Genomic DNA, 18,104 nt, shown 5'->3' with positions numbered 1-18,104 from the left:
GCGCTAAAGTGAGTATAAGGAATTTTGTGTAAAATATTTCTTTTTTTTCTATTTATCTAGTAAAATATTAGTAAAAGCGCTTTCAATTTAAAAATTTTTCTTCCTTTCTTGAGCGAGCGTTCGGTCAGTCGCTTGTACCACATCATAGATTACTACTACAACGAAGAAATCCACGATTAACTATTTTCATAAAGGAGCGGTTTAGATGGGCAAAACGGTCATTATTGCAGGGGCTAGAACACCTTTCGGAAAATTTGGCGGTGGGCTAAGTCAGTTAACAGCATCTGAACTTGGCGGGATTGCTGTGAAGGAGGCATTGGCACGAGCTGGCGTTGCTGCAGATCAGGTTGATGAGCTGATTCTCGGTACGGTCCTTCAAGGTGGTCAAGGTCAAATTCCATCACGCCAGGCAGCAAGACATGCAGACCTTCCATGGAGTGTGAAGACGGAAACAATCAATAAGGTTTGTGCCTCTGGGATGCGGGCAGTCACTTTAGCCGATCAGTTGATTCGTTTAGGAGACGAAGAAGTGATTGTCGCGGGTGGAATGGAATCGATGAGTAATGCGCCATATATCATGCAAAAGGCTCGGTGGGGATTCCGGATGGGGGATGCTTCCGTGAAGGATTTGATGATTCATGACGGTTTAACCTGTAGTTTTACCGGTGTTCACATGGGGACATATGGAAACAGCACAGCCACGGAATTAGAGTTGTCACGTGAACAACAGGACCAATGGTCGTTAAGAAGCCATGAAAGAGCAGTTGCGGCGATTGAGGGTGGATTGTTTGCAGAAGAAATCATTCCGGTTAGCATTCCGCAAAAACGCGGCGAGCCGGTTGTGATTGCGAACGATGAGGCACCTCGCAAGGATACATCCTATGAAAAACTTGCTAAATTACCACCTGTATTTGGATCAGACGGCACGATTACTGCAGGAAATGCTCCGGGGGTAAACGATGGTGCGGCTGCGTTCGTGTTAATGAGCGAAGAACGGGCAACGAAGGAAGGGAAAGAACCGTTTGCCTACATTCTGGGCCATGCTGCAGTTGGTGTTGAAGCAAAGGATTTTCCTAAGACACCTGGGCTTGTCATTAACGAGCTTTTGAAAAAGACCGGCAAAACGGTTGAAGAAATTGACCTATTTGAAATCAATGAGGCATTTGCGGCTGTGTCGTTGGCGAGTGAAAAAATCGCGGGATTAGACCCTGAAAAGGTGAACGTAAACGGGGGTGCGATTGCGTTAGGACATCCGATCGGAGCTAGCGGTGCGCGCATTATCCTCACATTAATGTATGAATTACGCCGTCGTGGCGGCGGAATTGGCGTAGCGGCAATCTGTAGCGGCGGAGGCCAAGGCGACGCCATCATGATTGAAGTACCAAAAAAATAAACGAAGAGAGCGAGCGCTTTAGCGCTTTAAAGCGTGTATGTTTTTTAACGCACTGAAGCGCATTACCGCTTTAGCGCGTTAAAAAACTCGGGGACTGTCCCCACATCCTTTAAAGCGTTAAAGTTCGAGTAGAGTGATGATGAAGGGGGATTTGTGATGTTGATTCAGAAGGTTATGGTAATTGGGGCTGGGCAGATGGGTTCGGGGATTGCTCAGGTTTGTGCCCAAGCAGGATATGAGGTTATTTTAAATGATTTGAAAGATGAATTTGTCGATCGCGGTCTGCATGTGATTAAGAAGAATTTGTCTCGTCAAGTTGAGAAGGAGCGCATGACGACTGACGAAATGAACACGATTTTAGACCGATTAACACCGTCTACAGAAATGGGCGATGCCCGTGACGTTGATCTTGTGATTGAAGCAGCTGTTGAGAATATGGAAATCAAGACGAAGCTGTTTGCGCAGCTTGATGAAATTACGCCAAAGGGAGCCATTTTAGCAACAAATACTTCATCCCTACCGATTACCGAAATTGCTGCCGCAACAAAGCGTCCGGAAAAAGTAATTGGCATGCATTTCATGAATCCAGTTCCAGTGATGAAATTGGTTGAAATTATCAGAGGGTTAGCGACTTCAGACGAAGTCTATCAAGCGATTGAGGATATGACGAAATCGTTGAAGAAGGTTCCGGTGGAAGTGAATGACTTCCCAGGGTTTGTTTCCAACCGCATTCTGATGCCGATGATCAACGAAGCGATTTACACGCTTTATGAAGGCGTTGCTACGAAAGAAGCGATTGACGAAGTCATGAAACTCGGGATGAATCACCCAATGGGTCCACTGACGTTGGCTGATTTTATCGGCTTAGATACTTGTTTATACATTATGGAAACGCTTTACGAGGGCTTTGGCGATTCAAAATACCGACCATGCCCACTGCTTCGCAAGTATGTAAAAGCAGGCTGGTTAGGGAAAAAGAGCGGTCGCGGCTTCTACCAATATAGCTAAGTTTGGTGATAGGTCGGCCGGGGCTGGCTATGTTCGAGCGTGGCCACTTCGCACTGCGGATGACATTTTAACATAAGGAGGTTTTCATAGATGGATCTCCGTTTTACGGAAGAACAAGAAATGATGCGAAAAATGGTCCGTGATTTCGCCGCGGCTGAAATCGCGCCGTTTGTTGAAAAAATGGAGCAAGGCCAATTTCCGCGTGAGATAGTAAAAAAAATGGGTGAGCTCGGCTTGATGGGGATTCCGGTACCGGAAGCCTACGGTGGAGTGGAAATGGACTTCATGTCCTACATCATTGCCATTAACGAGCTATCTAAGGTAAGTGCGACAATAGGAGTTATTTTATCCGTCCATACGTCGGTCGGCACGAACCCGATTCTTTACTTTGGAACAGAGGAGCAAAAACAGAAATATATACCTCGCTTAGCTAGTGGTGAATACTTGGGGGCATTCTGTTTAACTGAGCCGAGCGCCGGGTCAGATGCCGGCAGTTTAAAAACAAGGGCGGAGCGTCGCGGTGATGAGTATGTGCTTAACGGCGCGAAGGTGTTTATTACAAACGGTGGCGAGGCGGATGTTTATATCGTATTTGCTTCGACGAACTCGGCAGCCGGGTCGAAGGGTGTTACGGCCTTTATCGTTGAAAAAGATACACCTGGTTTAGTTATTGGAAAAGATGAGCACAAAATGGGGCTACATGGCTCAAGAACGGTTCAACTAACGTTCGAGGATATGCGTGTGCCGGTGGAGAATGTATTAGGTGAAGAGGGCGGCGGCTTTAAAATTGCGATGGCCAATCTGGATGCCGGTCGAATTGGGATTGCTGCGCAGGCTCTAGGAATTGCTGAGGCGGCATTGGAAGCAGCTCGAGGCTATGCTCGCGAGCGCGTTCAATTTGGTAAGCCAATCGCTGCCCAGCAAGGGATTTCTTTTAAATTAGCAGATATGGCTACCAGCGTAGAGGCTGCTAGATTACTAGTTTATCGGGCAGCGGATATGCGCAATCGCGGCTTAAAATGCGGCAAGGAAGCATCAATGGCCAAGCTATTCGCTTCTCGTACAGCGGTAGAAGTGGCAACCGAAGCCATCCAAGTTTTTGGCGGTTATGGCTACACTGAAGACTACCCAGTCGAGCGCTATTTCCGCGACGCTAAAGTAACCGAAATCTACGAAGGCACCAGCGAAATTCAACGTATCGTAATCAGCAAAACACTATAACAACAAAAACAAAAACAAAAACACACACAAACACTTTACCGCGTTAAAGCATGTGTATTTTTTAAAACACTAAAGCGCATTAACGCTTTAGCGCTTTAAAAAACTCGGGGACAGTCCCCACACACTTCACCGCGTTAAAGCAGTGCGGGACTGTCCCCACATGCTTTAAAGTGTTAAAGGAGGAGCAGGTAGATGTATTTTCAGTTGACGGAAGAGCATGAGATGATTCGGAAGATGGTGCGTGATTTTGCCCGTAATGAGGTGGCGCCTACGGCGGCAGAGCGCGACGAGGAGGAGCGTTTTGATCGAGAGATTTTTGATAAAATGGCCGAGCTTGGTTTAACGGGGATTCCTTGGCCAGAGGAGTACGGCGGAATTGGTTCTGATTACCTTGCTTACTGTATTGCGGTTGAGGAGCTTTCCCGCGTCTGTGCTTCAACAGGGGTTACCCTTTCTGCACACACATCGCTTGCCGGCTGGCCAGTTTACAAATTTGGTACAGAAGAGCAAAAGCAAAAATACCTTCGCCCAATGGCGGAAGGTTCGAAAATCGGTGCTTACGGCTTAACGGAGCCGGGCAGTGGTTCTGACGCAGGTGGGATGAGAACAACAGCCCGTCTAGAAGGCGATCACTATGTCCTAAATGGCAGCAAAATTTTTATCACCAACGGCGGTATTGCCGATATTTATGTCGTCTTCGCGCTAACGGATCCAACTTCGAAGCAAAGAGGAACAACGGCCTTTATCGTGGAAAAGGATTTCCCTGGTTTCTCTGTCGGGAAAAAAGAGAAGAAGCTCGGTATTCGTTCTTCACCTACAACGGAAATTATGTTCGAAGATTGCAAGATTCCAGTTGCTAACCGCCTTGGCGAAGAGGGGGATGGCTTCAAAATTGCAATGATGACTTTAGATGGCGGCCGTAATGGAATTGCTGCTCAAGCAGTTGGGATCGCACAAGGCGCATTAGACGCAGCGGTTGACTACGCGAAGGAACGCGTTCAGTTTGGTAAACCGATTGCCGCTAATCAAGGAATATCCTTCAAACTGGCTGACATGGCAACAAGTGTAGAAGCTGCAAGACTATTAACCTACCAAGCGGCATGGCGCGAGTCCGAGGGTCTATCCTATGGATTGGAGTCCGCCATGTCGAAGCTTTTCGCTGGCGACACAGCGATGAAAGTAACAACCGAAGCGGTTCAAGTGTTTGGCGGATACGGCTACACGAAGGACTATCCGGTTGAACGTTACATGCGCGATGCGAAAATCACGCAAATTTACGAAGGTACTCAAGAAATCCAACGTCTAGTCATCGGGCGGATGTTAACGAAATAAGCTGGAACATTCACGACAACGGGGGAATGGCAGAAGTATTTTAGGCTGTGTGAAGTAGATCTATTTTTAAGCATCTGGAGCGGAAATCAACAAGTCTAATGAACACAGCCTTTTATAAAAAAATCAGCCAGTCTCCCCCGAAAATCAAAGGGGTAAAAAAGATGAAAAAACGCGAAGTACAGGCGTCCGTCAAGGATGAACGGTTGGTGAAAAAACGACGCTCTGAAATGATCAAAGGCGCGGTCACCCTCTTTATCGAAAAAGGCTTTCACCGGACGACCACAAGAGAAATCGCACGGGCTTCCGGTTTTAGCATCGGTACACTCTATGAATATATTCGCACGAAAGAAGACGTCCTGTATCTTGTGTGCGATAGCATCTATGACGAAGTCCGTGACCGTCTGCAAAGCGACCTTGATCAAACGCGCGGCACGCTAGATAGCCTAAGGTTAGCGATCTCTCATTATTTCCGCATTGTCGACGAAATGCAGGATGAGGTTCTCGTCATGTACCAAGAGGTCAAATCGCTATCCAAAGACGCGCTGCCCTATGTGTTGCGCAAGGAGCTGGAAATGGTCGGAATGTTCGAGACGATTATCAGCCGCTGCGTAGAGAACGGCGCGCTAACGTTAACAGAAAACCAAGTTCGAATGCTCGCCCATAACATCTTTGTCCAAGGACAAATGTGGGGATTTCGCCGCTGGGCGCTGCAAAAAATGTACACGCTTGATGAGTACATCGAGCTGCAAACGGAATTACTTTTTGCGGGGATCAAGGGATAGGTAAACCCGATTTAGGCAGCCATATCGGCTCCGGTTCAAAATGGAAGTCACAGGGAGATTTTTAATACGAAACAAACAAGGGGGGCTTTGAAAGGCATGAGTACAGCGAAAACTTCTTACAAGCCGAAGCATCACATCCGTTTTGTAACGGCGTCAAGCCTGTTCGACGGACATGATGCTTCGATTAATATTATGCGCCGCATCCTTCAGGCGAGCGGAGCGGAGGTCATTCACCTCGGCCATAACCGTTCGGTTGAAGAGGTTGTGAATGCTGCGATTCAAGAGGACGCACAAGGGATTGCGATTTCCTCGTATCAAGGCGGGCATGTGGAATACTTTAAATATATGTACGACTTATTAAAAGAAAGAGGTGCCGCTCACATCCGTATTTATGGCGGTGGTGGCGGAGTTATTTTACCACGCGAAATGAAGGAGCTTCATGAATACGGGATTGCGCGGATTTTTTCACCTGAGGACGGTCGCCAGCATGGCCTGCAAGGCATGATTGACATGATGATTGAGGAGTGTGACTTCGCAACCATCACACCAGAAACAGTGCCGCAGGAATTAACGAGCCTGACGACAGATGATGTGAACACAATCGCCAAGCTGATTACGTTGGCCGAGCACCAGGTTGACCGTGATCATGAGTCAGCCGCAGCGGTTGAAACCGTGATGGAAAAGGTCAAATCGTTAACGCAGAAAGTTCCGGTGGTCGGCATTACCGGTACAGGCGGTGCGGGTAAAAGTTCACTCACCGATGAATTGATTCGCCGTTTCCTTAACGAAATTCCAGTGAAAAAAGTGGCCATCCTCTCGGTTGACCCGACGAAACAAAAAACGGGCGGAGCGCTACTAGGTGACCGCATCCGCATGAACGCGATCTTCAATCCGCGCGTTTATATGCGCAGCCTAGCAACGCGTAATTCAAAAAGTGAGCTGTCGTTAGCGATTAAGGACGCAATTAGCGTCGTCAAGGCAGCCGGCTTTGACCTTATCGTTGTGGAAACGAGCGGAATCGGTCAAGGGGATGCAGAAATTACCGAAATTTGCGACGTGTCCATGTATGTGATGACGAGCGAATTCGGAGCGCCATCACAGCTTGAAAAAATCGATATGCTCGATTTTGCTGATCTTGTGGTGATCAATAAGTTCGAACGCAAAGGCTCTGAGGATGCACAGCGCCAGGTACAGAAGCAATACCAACGTTCACGGATGCTTTTTGAAAAAGAACTTCACGACATGCCGGTGTATGGCACGATTGCCAGCCAATTTAATGATCCAGGCACGAATGCCTTATTCGCGGCATTGGTCGAGGAGATTAACGAGAAAACCGGTACAGAATGGCAGACTTCTTTTTCTAAAAATGCTCGTGTCGAAAAGCAAAACATTATTATTCCAAACGATCGTCGCTACTACTTACGTGAAATCTCTGAGACGGTTCGCGGTTACCATAAGAAAGCGGAAGAGCAAGTTGGCTATGCACGCAAGCTGTTCCAATTAGAAGGTGCTATTGAAGCGGTTAAGGACAGATTAGAGATTGCCGAAGCTCTTGGTAAAATAAAAACCGAGACAGAGGGCAAATTGACAGCTGAGACGGCAAACGTTTTACAAGGCTGGGAAGCGAAGAAGGCAATGTACGCAGCCGACCAGTTTGTGACGCGCATCCGCGATAAAGAAATTATCACCGCTTTGAAGTCGAAGAGCTTGTCTGGCCTTGATATTCCGAAGGTGGCCTTACCGAAGTACAAGGATTACGGCGAAATTATCCGTTGGGTGTACCGTGAAAACGTTCCGGGCGAATTCCCGTACACAGCAGGCGTGTTCCCGTTCAAGCGTGAGGGAGAGGATCCGAAGCGTCAGTTTGCCGGTGAAGGAACGCCAGAGCGGACGAACCGTCGTTTCCATTACTTGTCCAAAGATGATGCGGCGAAGCGTTTAAGCACGGCGTTTGACTCGGTTACGTTATATGGGGAAGACCCAGACTACCGTCCAGACATTTACGGGAAAGTCGGCGAAAGCGGCGTCAGCATTTGTACGTTGGACGATATGAAAAAGCTTTATGCGGGCTTTGACCTATGCCATCCGTCAACGTCTGTTTCAATGACGATTAACGGTCCGGCGCCAATTATCTTGGCGATGTTCATGAATACGGCGATTGAGCAGCAGGTGGAAAAGAAGGAAGCCGAACTTGGTCGGATGCTGACGCTGGAGGAATTTACGGCGGTTAAGGATTACACGCTGAAGACGGTGCGCGGTACGGTTCAGGCGGATATTTTAAAAGAAGACCAAGGCCAAAATACGTGTATTTTCTCAACCGAATTTGCTTTGCGGATGATGGGAGATATTCAGCAGTATTTTATCGATAATCAGGTGCGTAATTATTACTCGGTGTCGATTTCCGGGTACCACATTGCTGAAGCGGGTGCGAATCCGATTTCGCAATTGGCGTTTACGTTGGCGAATGGTTTCACCTATGTCGAGTACTATTTAAGCCGCGGCATGAATATCGATGATTTTGCGCCGAATCTGTCGTTCTTCTTCTCGAACGGGTTGGATCCGGAGTACACAGTGATTGGTCGCGTGGCGCGTCGGATTTGGGCGACGGTTATGCGTGATAAGTATGGTGCTAATGAGCGCTCGCAAAAGTTGAAGTACCATATCCAAACATCGGGTCGCTCACTGCATGCCCAAGAAATCGATTTCAACGATATCCGGACGACGCTGCAGGCGTTAATGGCGCTGCATGATAACTGCAACTCGCTCCATACGAACGCGTATGATGAAGCGATTACGACACCAACGGAAGAATCGGTTCGTCGGGCGATGGCGATTCAGATGATTATTACAAAAGAGCATGGCTTAACGAAGAACGAAAATCCACTGCAAGGTTCGTTTATTGTCGAGGAGTTAACGGATCTAGTGGAAGAAATGGTGCTGCAAGAATTCGAACGGATGGATGATCGCGGCGGCGTACTTGGTTCAATGGAAACACAGTACCAACGCGGAAAAATCCAAGACGAGTCGATGCACTATGAAATGAAGAAGCATACAGGTGAGCTACCGATCATCGGGGTGAACACGTATTTGAATCCGAACCCGCCTTCTGAAGAGGAGATTGACTCGATGGAAGTGGCGAGGGCAACCCAGGAAGAAAAGGAATTGCAGATCCAGAATCTGCGAGATTTCCAGGCTCGCAATGCGGCAGAAACAGAGGCAGCATTGGTTCGCCTGAAGCAAGCAGCCGTTAGCGGCGGCAACATCTTTGCTGAACTGATGGAAACCGTCAAAGTCGCCAGCCTCGGCCAAATCACACGCGCCCTCTACCAAGTCGGCGGACAATACCGCAGAAACATGTAAAAAAAGATGTAGCGCTTTAGCACTTTAAAGCAAGTGGGGACAGTCCCCACACGCTTTAAAGCGCTAAAGTGTTTTTTTTCCTTTAACTAGGTGGCATTTCATTTGTTTTGTTTTATAATCATAGTTGGATAGGTTAGTTGGTTAATTTTGACGGCTAGGGTGCGGTGCGATTTATGAGAATATTGGGGCGGTTTTTACTTTTTATGGTCGCTTTAGGATCGATTTTGGGGATGATTTTCCTCTACGAAAAACAATTAGGCGCCATCTCGTTTTTCATTTTATCGATTGTTTTTTTCGTCCTCGGTTTTAGGATGCTGAAGAAACGGTAATAAAGGATAAAAGCATTAAGTAAAAACTGGCATAAACCTATAAGATTTGTTTATAATGAAGAGTATGAATTCGGTGGGTAAGTGCCCTATTGTGTGATGAGAAAGGAAGTGCTGAATTTGAGTCTTGCGCAATTCACGAAAGAACAGCTAGAAGATATGTCATTGATTGATATGGCGTATGTCATCATAGAAGGTAATAATAAAGAAACCGTAGCATTCATGGATCTTATGAACCAAATTATTGCTGCTACCGGTATGAGTGAAAGTGAAGTTAGAGCAAAAATTTCCCAATTTTATACAGATATGAATATTGACGGCCGATTCCTCTGCTTAGGGGATAACCGTTGGGGTCTTCGCACCTGGTATAAAGTTGAAAAATCAGAAGAAGATACAATTACTGATATCAAACCGAAAAAAGGCAAGAAGAAGAAGCTTAAAGGTGACGAGGATGATATCGATGCAGATGGCTTCGATGACGAAGAGGATCTGTTCGAGGAAGACTTCGATGAATTCGAAGACGAAGACCTTCTTGAAGATGAAGATGATCTCTTAGACGACCTTGACGAAGACGAAGTGGAAGAGGATTTCGAAGATGAAGAGATTCTCGAGGATGACGAAGAAGTCTTCGATGAATTGGACGAAGTCGACGATGAGCTGGAAGAAGAGGACGAAGAAGATGATGACCTCGCATTAGAAGATGAGGATGAAGACCTCTAATAACGAAAACTTTTTTCGAAACTCTACCCTTGACTTTTAAATTCGAGGAAGGTAGAATCTTTTTTGGGCTCCTTTAAAAAGGACAGCTATGAAACGTTAATTTTAACGCTCCCTGACCGGGGGCGTTTTTTATTTTTATTTGGTAAAAAAAACGCCAGTTGGCAGCCATTTTACCAAAAGAAAAAGACCCCCTTCATAACGGGTTCGATTTTGGAAACCTTAAGAAGAAATCAATTTACAGAATAAAGAGGGGGATTTTCATGACAAAGTACATTTTCGTCACAGGCGGTGTGGTTTCATCACTTGGAAAAGGAATCATCGCTGCATCACTAGGAAGATTATTAAAAAATCGCGGCCTGAAGGTCACCATTCAGAAATTCGACCCATACATTAACGTCGACCCAGGGACAATGAGCCCCTATCAGCATGGGGAAGTGTTTGTCACAGACGACGGCGCGGAAACAGATCTTGACTTAGGTCACTATGAACGTTTTATTGATATTAATTTAAATAAGTTTAGTAACTTGACCACAGGAAAAATTTATTCCACAGTCTTGAAAAAGGAACGCCGCGGAGACTACCTTGGTGCTACGGTTCAGGTGATTCCGCATATTACCAATGAAATTAAAGATAAAGTGTTCCGGGCTGGCCGCGAAACTCAAGCAGACGTTGTCATCACCGAAGTTGGCGGAACAGTCGGCGACATTGAGTCATTGCCGTTCCTTGAAGCGATTCGCCAAATTAAAAGCGATATAGGCCGTGACAATGTGATGTATGTTCACTGTACGCTGATTCCTTATTTAAAAGCGGCCGGTGAAATGAAAACGAAGCCGACTCAGCACAGTGTGAAAGAGCTGCGTAGCCTTGGAATTCAGCCAAACGTCGTGGTCGTCCGTACGGAAATGCCGATTTCTCAGGACATGAAAGACAAGTTGGCGCTTTTCTGTGATATCGATATGAACGCCGTTATCGAATCGCCGGATGCCGATACGCTTTACGCGATTCCACTTATTTTACAAGACCAGAATTTCGACCAAATCGTCTGCGACCACTTAAAGCTTGGTTGCCAACCAGCCGAAATGACGGAATGGAAAGCACTTTTAGACAAAGTAAGAAATTTAACAAACAAAACGCGAATTGCTCTTGTCGGAAAATACGTCGAGTTGCAAGATGCTTATATTTCTGTCGTTGAGGCGTTAAAGCATGCCGGTTTTGCCTTTGACTCCGACATTGAAATCAAGTGGGTCAACGCTGAAGAAGTGACAGCTGCGAATGTGGCAGAGCTTTTGGGCGATGCAGATGGAATCCTTGTACCAGGTGGTTTCGGCGACCGTGGTGTGGAGGGTAAAATTTTAGCAACCCAATATGCCCGTGAACAAAAGGTTCCGTTCCTTGGCATTTGCCTTGGCATGCAGCTGGCAACAGTTGAGTTTGCCCGCAACGTGCTAGGCTTAAAGGGCGCTCATTCTTCAGAACTTGATCCGAACACGCCGTACCCAATCATCGACTTGCTGCCAGAGCAAAAAGACATTGAGGATTTAGGTGGCACGCTACGCCTTGGCAAACAGCCATGTAAGCTTGTCGCTGGAACAAAGGTGTTCGCTGCTTATGGTGAAGAAGTGGTTTACGAACGCCACCGTCATCGTTATGAGTTCAATAATGAATATCGCGAAATGATGGAAGCGAAGGGCTTCATTTTCTCCGGCACAAGCCCGGACGGCCGCCTAGTCGAGACAATTGAGCTTGGCGACCACCCATGGTTCGTGGCTTCCCAATTCCATCCGGAGTTCTTGTCACGACCAAATCGTCCGCAGCCGTTGTTCCGCGACTTCGTGGAAGCATCGTTGAAACGTCATTTGTAGATTTTATGAGCCATTCCCGCGGGGGAGTGGCTTTTTTTAGTGGCGTGGTGAGTGGACGGATGGGAAATTGTGACGAAATTGTGAAAAAGGTAAATAAATGCTCCAAAGAGGTAAATATCTAACCAGAAAAGGTAAATATGTTTCTGAAAAGGTAAATATGTTAACTAGAAAGGTAAATATCCTTTTGAAGAGATTGACCAAATATGACAAATTTGTGAAAAAGTTTGATATCTGCCGAAAAAAGTTTGATATCGACTCAAAAAGGTTCAAAAACAAGAAAAACCCCTTCAAAAAGGGGTTCATTCTTCATCATATTCCGCTAATATTTCGTCAAACGTGAATTTGAGACCGTAATAGGTAAATAATCCGGCAATGGCTGTCGGAAAACCGAAACGATTTCCGGTTTCATCAGGTAAAAGGCCTTTATTCAGCTGCAAATTGAGCGAAACGTCGGCAAAATCGAATAAATCTTCTGCATCCGACTCGACCTTCGTGGCCATCGCGACAAACGGGATGCCCGCATCGCGCAGCTGCTGCGCACAGGCAAGCGCCTCCGGATCGGTTGAAAGTCGGGAAATAATCAGCACTCGATCTGAGTCCAAAATCCCAGAAATGTCAGCGGGAAACGGTTTCGCGTGGCGAAGTGGTTCTGCACCAACCGTTGCCTCCAACACAACAGCCTCCATCTCCTTAACACCGTATAGATAAATCGAACCTTCGCTGACAGCCCCCTGGGCAATTAAGCGTGCCGCATCTTCGAAAGCAAACTCTTCTTTTTCTTGAATTCGTTTAAATAAGCCAGATAGTTGGGTGGCGAACATTTTTAACATAAAATCCCTCCGAAAAGCCCCTTTCACAAAAGGCTTTGACCGTATATCATTGTACATTATAATACTTTCGCGGAAATTATCAAAATATAGAGGAATTTGTCGGAATATCTTCGCTAGAAAAGAAGGGAAAACGGAAAGGAAAAGCGAATTAATTAAGCAATGATTACGGAAAAATTTTGAAAATTAAAGCAATGATAGGGGCGGTATGTTTGAAAGAGAAAATTTTAATTGTTGATGATCAATTTGGGATTAGAATTTTACTAAATGAAGTGTTTCAAAAAGAAGGGTATCAAACCTTTCAAGCCGCCAACGGGCCACAAGCGCTCGAAACGGTTAAGCAGCATTCGCCTGACTTAGTGCTCTTGGATATGAAAATTCCCGGAATGGATGGCATTGAAATTCTAAAGCGAATGAAATTAATCGACCCGGAAATCCGCGTCATTATCATGACCGCATACGGGGAATTGGACATGATTCAAGAAGCAAAGGATTTAGGAGCGAGAACCCACTTTGCGAAACCGTTCGACATTGACGACATCCGTGCTGCCGTCCGCGAGCACCTACCAATCAAATCCTAAGTGCAAGACACCCATCTTGCACTTTTTTCATGCAATCAAACTGCCACTTTAGCGCTTTAAAACATGTATATATTTTTAAGCACATTAACACTTTAACACTTTAAAGCGATCGGGGACTGTCCCCACATGCTTTAAAGTGCTAAAGTGTGTAAAACGGTTGGTTCCGCTTTCATTGTGACATTTTTAAAAACTGCTTGGCCATTGTTGGCAATTGTTTACTGTTTTTGATATGATACTAGTGGATTTCAAATGGCTGTTTTTTTAGTAATGACTGTATAGTGATAATGTACATAAGGGAAAGCTAACCTGTAGGTCTTGCTAGAAAGAAGCGTATTAAAGGAGGAAGAAGAATGCCTTTAGTTTCAATGACAGAAATGCTGAAAAAAGCGAATGCAGAGAAGTATGCAGTCGGGCAATTTAACTTAAATAACCTTGAGTTTACGCAAGCTATCCTTCAAGCGGCCGAAGCGGAAAAGTCACCAGTGATCCTGGGTGTTTCCGAAGGGGCTGCTCGTTACATGGGCGGTTTCACGACCGTAGTGAAAATGGTTGAAGGATTAATGCATGATTATAAAATTTCTGTGCCAGTGGCGATTCATTTAGACCATGGCTCAAGTTTTGACAAATGTAAGGAAGCGATTGATGCAGGCTTTACGTCTGTCATGATTGATGCGTCTCACGATCCATTTGAGCAAAACATCGAAACGACAACGAAAGTGGTAGAGTATGCCCATGCTCGCGGTGTGTCCGTAGAAGCTGAGCTTGGTACAGTTGGTGGACAAGAGGATGATGTCGTTGCCGAAGGCGTTATCTACGCAAACCCTCAAGAATGTGAGGAGCTTGTGAAACGTACTGGTATCGATTGCTTAGCACCGGCGTTAGGTTCCGTTCACGGACCTTACAAGGGCGAACCGAAATTAGGCTTTGCTGAGATGGAAGAAATTCAAAAGATCACTGGTGTGCCGCTTGTACTTCACGGTGGAACAGGAATTCCAACAAAGGATATTCAGAAGTCGATTTCGTTAGGTACGGCTAAAATTAATGTCAACACAGAAAATCAAATTGCCTCAGCGAAGGTCGTACGCCAAGTGTTAGCAGAAAAGCCAAACGAATACGACCCACGCAAATATTTAGGTCCAGCTCGCGATGCCATTAAAGAAACAGTAATTGGCAAAATGCGCGAATTCGGTTCTTCTGGCAAGGCGTAACATTCAAGCAAAAGATCAAATATCACATTTTTGGGAGAAACCGCCTTTTCGAGAAGGGCGGTTTTCCGTTCGTAAAGTGGAGTTTGACGAAATTTGTCGTATATACAAATAATTAGGAGGAAAACATCATGAAATTTTTCATCGATACAGCAAACATTGACGAAATCCGCGAGGCCCATGCGTTAGGCATTTTAGCTGGAGTAACAACAAACCCTTCGCTAGTGGCAAAGGAAAAGAATATCAGCTTCCACGATCGTCTAAAGGAAATTGCTGAATTAGTCGGCGGTTCCGTCAGCGGTGAGGTAATTGCCCTTGACGCGGAAGGGATGATTAAAGAAGGACGCGAATTAGCGGCGATTCATCCTGATATTACCGTGAAACTGCCGATGACGCCAGATGGCTTAAAGGCAGTTAATGTCCTAGCCAAAGAGGGTATTAAAACGAATGTAACGCTAATTTTCAGTGCTAACCAAGCGCTATTAGCCGCACGAAGCGGGGCAACGTATGTGTCACCGTTCTTGGGAAGATTAGATGATATCGGCCACAATGGAATGGATTTGATTTCGACGATTGCTGAAATTTTTGCCGTGCATGGCATTGAAACAGAAATCATCGCCGCATCCATCCGCCATCCACAGCATGTTACCGATGCAGCTTTACGTGGAGCGCATATTGCCACTTGCCCGTACAAGGTGATTATGCAAATGTTCAAGCATCCGTTAACAGATGCTGGTATTGAAGCGTTCTTGAAAGACTGGAGCACACGGACCGAAAAATAATGCTGGAAGAGGGAGCTCCCTCGTCTCTCAAACCACCAAGTGCATGGGTGGGACAAGTGACCTATCACCACGTCCTGCCCTTGTCTCTAGGTCAATAGGCTTATTTTAAAAAAAATTTCCTTTTCATACATGAAAAGTTTTTTTTGGTGTAAACTAATTAAAAGACTGTCGGTTTTTGTCTAAATGATTTGGTAATATTCACCAACTTGCAGTATGGCTTTAGAAAGGAGTCGACTATGGAAAAGCTTAAAATTGCAGGCGGTTATCCTTTAAGAGGAACAGTTCGAATCAGCGGCGCCAAAAATAGTGCCGTTGCGCTCATTCCGGCGACGATTTTAGCCGATTCACCTGTGACGATTGAGGGCTTGCCTGATATTTCGGATGTACAAATTTTAAAAGCGCTTCTTGAGGAAATCGGTGGAACTGTTCAGTTTTCGAACCATGAAATGACCGTCGATCCATCCTCGATGATTTCAATGCCATTACCAAATGGGAAAGTGAAAAAGCTGCGCGCTTCCTACTATTTAATGGGGGCAATGCTCGGTCGCTTTAAAAAAGCGGTCATCGGTTTACCAGGCGGCTGCCATCTCGGACCGCGGCCGATTGACCAGCACATCAAAGGTTTTGAGGCGTTAGGCGCTACGGTAACCAACGAGCAGGGCGCGATTTATTTGCGTGCCGATGAACTGCGCGGTGCCCGGATTTATTTGGACGTTGTCAGCGTTGGGGCGACCATTAATATCATGCTGGCAGCGGTACGAGCAAAGGGTCGGACGATTATTGAGAATGCGGCGAAAGAGCCGGAAATTATTGATGTGGCTACGCTTTTATCCAATATGGGTGCGAAAATTAAAGGAGCTGGAACCGATATCATCCGCATTGACGGGGTCGACCAGCTGCACGGCTGTCGTCATACGATTATTCCTGACCGGATTGAAGCGGGAACGTATATGATTCTAGCGGCGGCTGCCGGAAAAGGAATTCTCATAGACAATGTGATTTCCCATCACCTAGAAAGCTTGATTGCCAAACTGCGAGAGATGGGTGTGCCGATTGATGTGAATGATGACCAAGTGTTTGTGGGCTCAGCACCGAATCCGTTAAAGGCGGTGGACATTAAGACGCTCGTTTATCCAGGTTTTCCAACCGATCTGCAGCAGCCAATGACGACACTTTTAACAAACGCGGAGAATGCAAGTGTGGTCACCGATACGATTTATGGAGCGCGTTTCAAGCATATCGACGAATTGCGCCGCATGAATGCGCAAATTAAAGTTGAAGGCCGTTCAGCGATTATTAATGGACCGGTACAACTGCAAGGTGCAAAGGTAAAGGCGAGTGACCTACGGGCTGGTGCTGCGTTAGTGATTGCTGGCTTAATGGCGGAAGGAATTACCGAAGTAACGGGGTTAGAGCATATCGACCGTGGCTATAGTAATTTAGTCGAAAAATTAAATGGCCTTGGCGCAACGATTTGGCGCGAAAGCTTAACAGATGAGGAAATTGAGCAATTAAAAAATGCGTAATTGAAAAAGTATAGTTTATAAAGCTGGCACCATTGGGTGTTGGCTTTTAATAAGTTTTTTAAAAGGGGAAGGGACAACATGGAGAGAAGCTTATCGATGGAGCTTGTTCGGGTTACGGAGGCGGCGGCGTTGGCGTCAGCACGCTGGATGGGTCGCGGTTTAAAGGACGAGGCGGATGGTGCAGCAACGTCGGCAATGCGCGACGTGTTTGACACGGTGCCAATGAAGGGAACCGTTGTCATTGGGGAAGGCGAGATGGACGAAGCGCCAATGCTATATATTGGCGAAAAACTTGGAACCGGTTACGGCCCTCGTCTTGATGTCGCGGTAGACCCGTTAGAGGGTACGAATATCGTCGCATCGGGCGGCTGGAATGCGTTAGCGGTGTTGGCAGTTGCGGATCATGGCAATTTGCTGCATGCGCCTGATATGTATATGGATAAAATTGCTGTCGGTCCGGAAGCGGTTGGACAAATCGATATTAATGCATCGGTGTTAGATAATTTGAAGGCGGTTGCCCGTGCGAAAAATAAAAACATTGAAGATGTGGTGGCAACGGTATTGAATCGTGAACGCCATGCTCATATTATTGCCCAACTACGCGAAGCAGGTGCCCGTATTAAGCTGATTAATGACGGCGATGTTGCCGGTGCAATTAATACGGCATTTGATTTTACCGGTGTCGATATTTTGTTTGGCTCAGGTGGGGCACCGGAAGGCGTTATTGCTGCCGTTGCGTTAAAATGCCTTGGCGGGGAACTCCAAGGGAAACTATTGCCACAAAACGATGCAGAAGCAGAACGCTGTAAGAGAATGGGGATTGATGTAAGCCGTGTCCTGCGGATGGAAGATCTCGTCAAAGGTGACGATGCGATTTTTGCCGCAACGGGTGTGACGGATGGTGAATTGTTAAAGGGTGTTCAGTTTAAAGGCTCTTATGGTTCTACCCATTCGGTTGTTATGCGCGCGAAATCCGGCACAGTTCGTTTTATTGACGGTCGTCATAGCTTGAAAATGAAACCAAATTTTATAGTGAAGTAGATAGAAAGCCAATCTTCAAGAAAAGCTCCTAACCTTTTATGACAGGTTAGGAGCTCTAACCTTACCTTCCAACGCTAATTTTCCAAAAATTTGTTGCCTATTAGGCTATAGACAAGGTAAAATTAAATTACCTGCATG

14 protein-coding genes are annotated in these 18,104 nt (G+C 46.1%); 13 read left to right on the top strand and 1 reads right to left on the bottom strand.

Translation table 11 applies throughout. From position 1 onward, the window contains the following. Nucleotides 1-205 precede the first annotated feature (205 nt). The 8 genes from ACX9YW_RS06465 to pyrG all read left to right on the top strand — a co-directional run bounded on the left by ACX9YW_RS06465 (nucleotide 206) and on the right by pyrG (nucleotide 12,004). Nucleotides 206-1,393 (top strand): acetyl-CoA C-acetyltransferase, encoded by a 1,188-nt coding sequence (locus ACX9YW_RS06465; protein WP_460343596.1) that lies wholly within the window; start codon nucleotides 206-208, stop codon nucleotides 1,391-1,393. A gap of 156 nt (nucleotides 1,394-1,549) precedes the next feature. Continuing rightward, complete coding sequence (locus ACX9YW_RS06460; protein WP_460343593.1) at nucleotides 1,550-2,401, top strand: 3-hydroxybutyryl-CoA dehydrogenase; 852 nt, start codon at nucleotides 1,550-1,552, stop codon at nucleotides 2,399-2,401. A gap of 90 nt (nucleotides 2,402-2,491) precedes the next feature. Continuing rightward, nucleotides 2,492-3,622, top strand: a complete 1,131-nt coding sequence (locus ACX9YW_RS06455; protein ID WP_460343590.1) for an acyl-CoA dehydrogenase — start codon at nucleotides 2,492-2,494, stop codon at nucleotides 3,620-3,622. Between the two features lie 192 nt (nucleotides 3,623-3,814). After that, entirely contained in the window at nucleotides 3,815-4,954 is a 1,140-nt protein-coding gene (locus ACX9YW_RS06450; RefSeq protein WP_460343587.1) for an acyl-CoA dehydrogenase, read from the top strand. A 161-nt stretch (nucleotides 4,955-5,115) separates the two neighbouring features. Then, on the top strand, nucleotides 5,116-5,736 hold the full coding sequence (locus ACX9YW_RS06445) for a TetR/AcrR family transcriptional regulator (protein ID WP_460343584.1): 621 nt from the start codon (nucleotides 5,116-5,118) through the stop codon (nucleotides 5,734-5,736). A gap of 96 nt (nucleotides 5,737-5,832) precedes the next feature. Beyond that, nucleotides 5,833-9,096, top strand: coding sequence for a fused isobutyryl-CoA mutase/GTPase IcmF (gene icmF / locus ACX9YW_RS06440; protein WP_460343581.1), 3,264 nt, complete (start codon nucleotides 5,833-5,835; stop codon nucleotides 9,094-9,096). A 446-nt stretch (nucleotides 9,097-9,542) separates the two neighbouring features. Continuing rightward, a complete protein-coding gene (gene rpoE, locus ACX9YW_RS06435) occupies nucleotides 9,543-10,142 on the top strand; it encodes a DNA-directed RNA polymerase subunit delta (RefSeq protein WP_460343578.1) in 600 nt (199 codons plus the stop codon). Between the two features lie 260 nt (nucleotides 10,143-10,402). Further along, complete coding sequence (gene pyrG / locus ACX9YW_RS06430) at nucleotides 10,403-12,004, top strand: CTP synthase (protein WP_460343575.1); 1,602 nt, start codon at nucleotides 10,403-10,405, stop codon at nucleotides 12,002-12,004. 299 nt (nucleotides 12,005-12,303) lie between these two features. Here pyrG and ACX9YW_RS06425 read toward each other — a convergent pair whose 3' ends face one another. After that, nucleotides 12,304-12,834, bottom strand: coding sequence for a DUF2529 domain-containing protein (locus tag ACX9YW_RS06425; protein WP_460343572.1), 531 nt, complete (start codon nucleotides 12,832-12,834; stop codon nucleotides 12,304-12,306). A 191-nt stretch (nucleotides 12,835-13,025) separates the two neighbouring features. On the opposite strand from ACX9YW_RS06425, the gene ACX9YW_RS06420 reads away from it, so the two are divergent. The 5 genes from ACX9YW_RS06420 to glpX all read left to right on the top strand — a co-directional run bounded on the left by ACX9YW_RS06420 (nucleotide 13,026) and on the right by glpX (nucleotide 17,966). Continuing rightward, the gene (locus tag ACX9YW_RS06420; protein ID WP_460343917.1) at nucleotides 13,026-13,412 is read left to right on the top strand and encodes a response regulator; all 387 of its coding nucleotides are present in this window, start codon (nucleotides 13,026-13,028) and stop codon (nucleotides 13,410-13,412) included. A gap of 350 nt (nucleotides 13,413-13,762) precedes the next feature. Next, nucleotides 13,763-14,620, top strand: coding sequence for a class II fructose-bisphosphate aldolase (locus ACX9YW_RS06415; protein WP_460343569.1), 858 nt, complete (start codon nucleotides 13,763-13,765; stop codon nucleotides 14,618-14,620). Nucleotides 14,621-14,748: 128 nt separating this feature from the next. Further along, nucleotides 14,749-15,399, top strand: coding sequence for a fructose-6-phosphate aldolase (gene fsa, locus ACX9YW_RS06410; protein ID WP_460343566.1), 651 nt, complete (start codon nucleotides 14,749-14,751; stop codon nucleotides 15,397-15,399). Nucleotides 15,400-15,635: 236 nt separating this feature from the next. Then, entirely contained in the window at nucleotides 15,636-16,925 is a 1,290-nt protein-coding gene (gene murA / locus ACX9YW_RS06405; protein ID WP_460343563.1) for a UDP-N-acetylglucosamine 1-carboxyvinyltransferase, read from the top strand. Nucleotides 16,926-17,003: 78 nt separating this feature from the next. Continuing rightward, nucleotides 17,004-17,966, top strand: coding sequence for a class II fructose-bisphosphatase (gene glpX, locus ACX9YW_RS06400; protein ID WP_460343560.1), 963 nt, complete (start codon nucleotides 17,004-17,006; stop codon nucleotides 17,964-17,966). The last annotated feature ends 138 nt before the right edge of the window (nucleotides 17,967-18,104 follow it).

This window comes from Pseudoneobacillus rhizolycopersici, assembly GCF_054786815.1.
Note: the sequence above shows the minus strand (reverse complement) of the source record. Positions and strands in the feature narration are given on the sequence as shown.

Coding starts and splice junctions, on each gene's coding strand:
- murA (WP_460343563.1), top strand. CDS start 15,636: ATGGAAAAGCTTAAAATTGCAGGCGGTTATCCTTTAAGAGGAACAGTT.
- ACX9YW_RS06460 (WP_460343593.1), top strand. CDS start 1,550: ATGTTGATTCAGAAGGTTATGGTAATTGGGGCTGGGCAGATGGGTTCG.
- ACX9YW_RS06450 (WP_460343587.1), top strand. CDS start 3,815: ATGTATTTTCAGTTGACGGAAGAGCATGAGATGATTCGGAAGATGGTG.
- ACX9YW_RS06465 (WP_460343596.1), top strand. CDS start 206: ATGGGCAAAACGGTCATTATTGCAGGGGCTAGAACACCTTTCGGAAAA.
- icmF (WP_460343581.1), top strand. CDS start 5,833: ATGAGTACAGCGAAAACTTCTTACAAGCCGAAGCATCACATCCGTTTT.
- ACX9YW_RS06445 (WP_460343584.1), top strand. CDS start 5,116: ATGAAAAAACGCGAAGTACAGGCGTCCGTCAAGGATGAACGGTTGGTG.
- ACX9YW_RS06415 (WP_460343569.1), top strand. CDS start 13,763: ATGCCTTTAGTTTCAATGACAGAAATGCTGAAAAAAGCGAATGCAGAG.
- ACX9YW_RS06420 (WP_460343917.1), top strand. CDS start 13,026: ATGATAGGGGCGGTATGTTTGAAAGAGAAAATTTTAATTGTTGATGAT.
- fsa (WP_460343566.1), top strand. CDS start 14,749: ATGAAATTTTTCATCGATACAGCAAACATTGACGAAATCCGCGAGGCC.
- ACX9YW_RS06425 (WP_460343572.1), bottom strand. CDS start 12,834: ATGTTAAAAATGTTCGCCACCCAACTATCTGGCTTATTTAAACGAATT.
- glpX (WP_460343560.1), top strand. CDS start 17,004: ATGGAGAGAAGCTTATCGATGGAGCTTGTTCGGGTTACGGAGGCGGCG.
- ACX9YW_RS06455 (WP_460343590.1), top strand. CDS start 2,492: ATGGATCTCCGTTTTACGGAAGAACAAGAAATGATGCGAAAAATGGTC.
- pyrG (WP_460343575.1), top strand. CDS start 10,403: ATGACAAAGTACATTTTCGTCACAGGCGGTGTGGTTTCATCACTTGGA.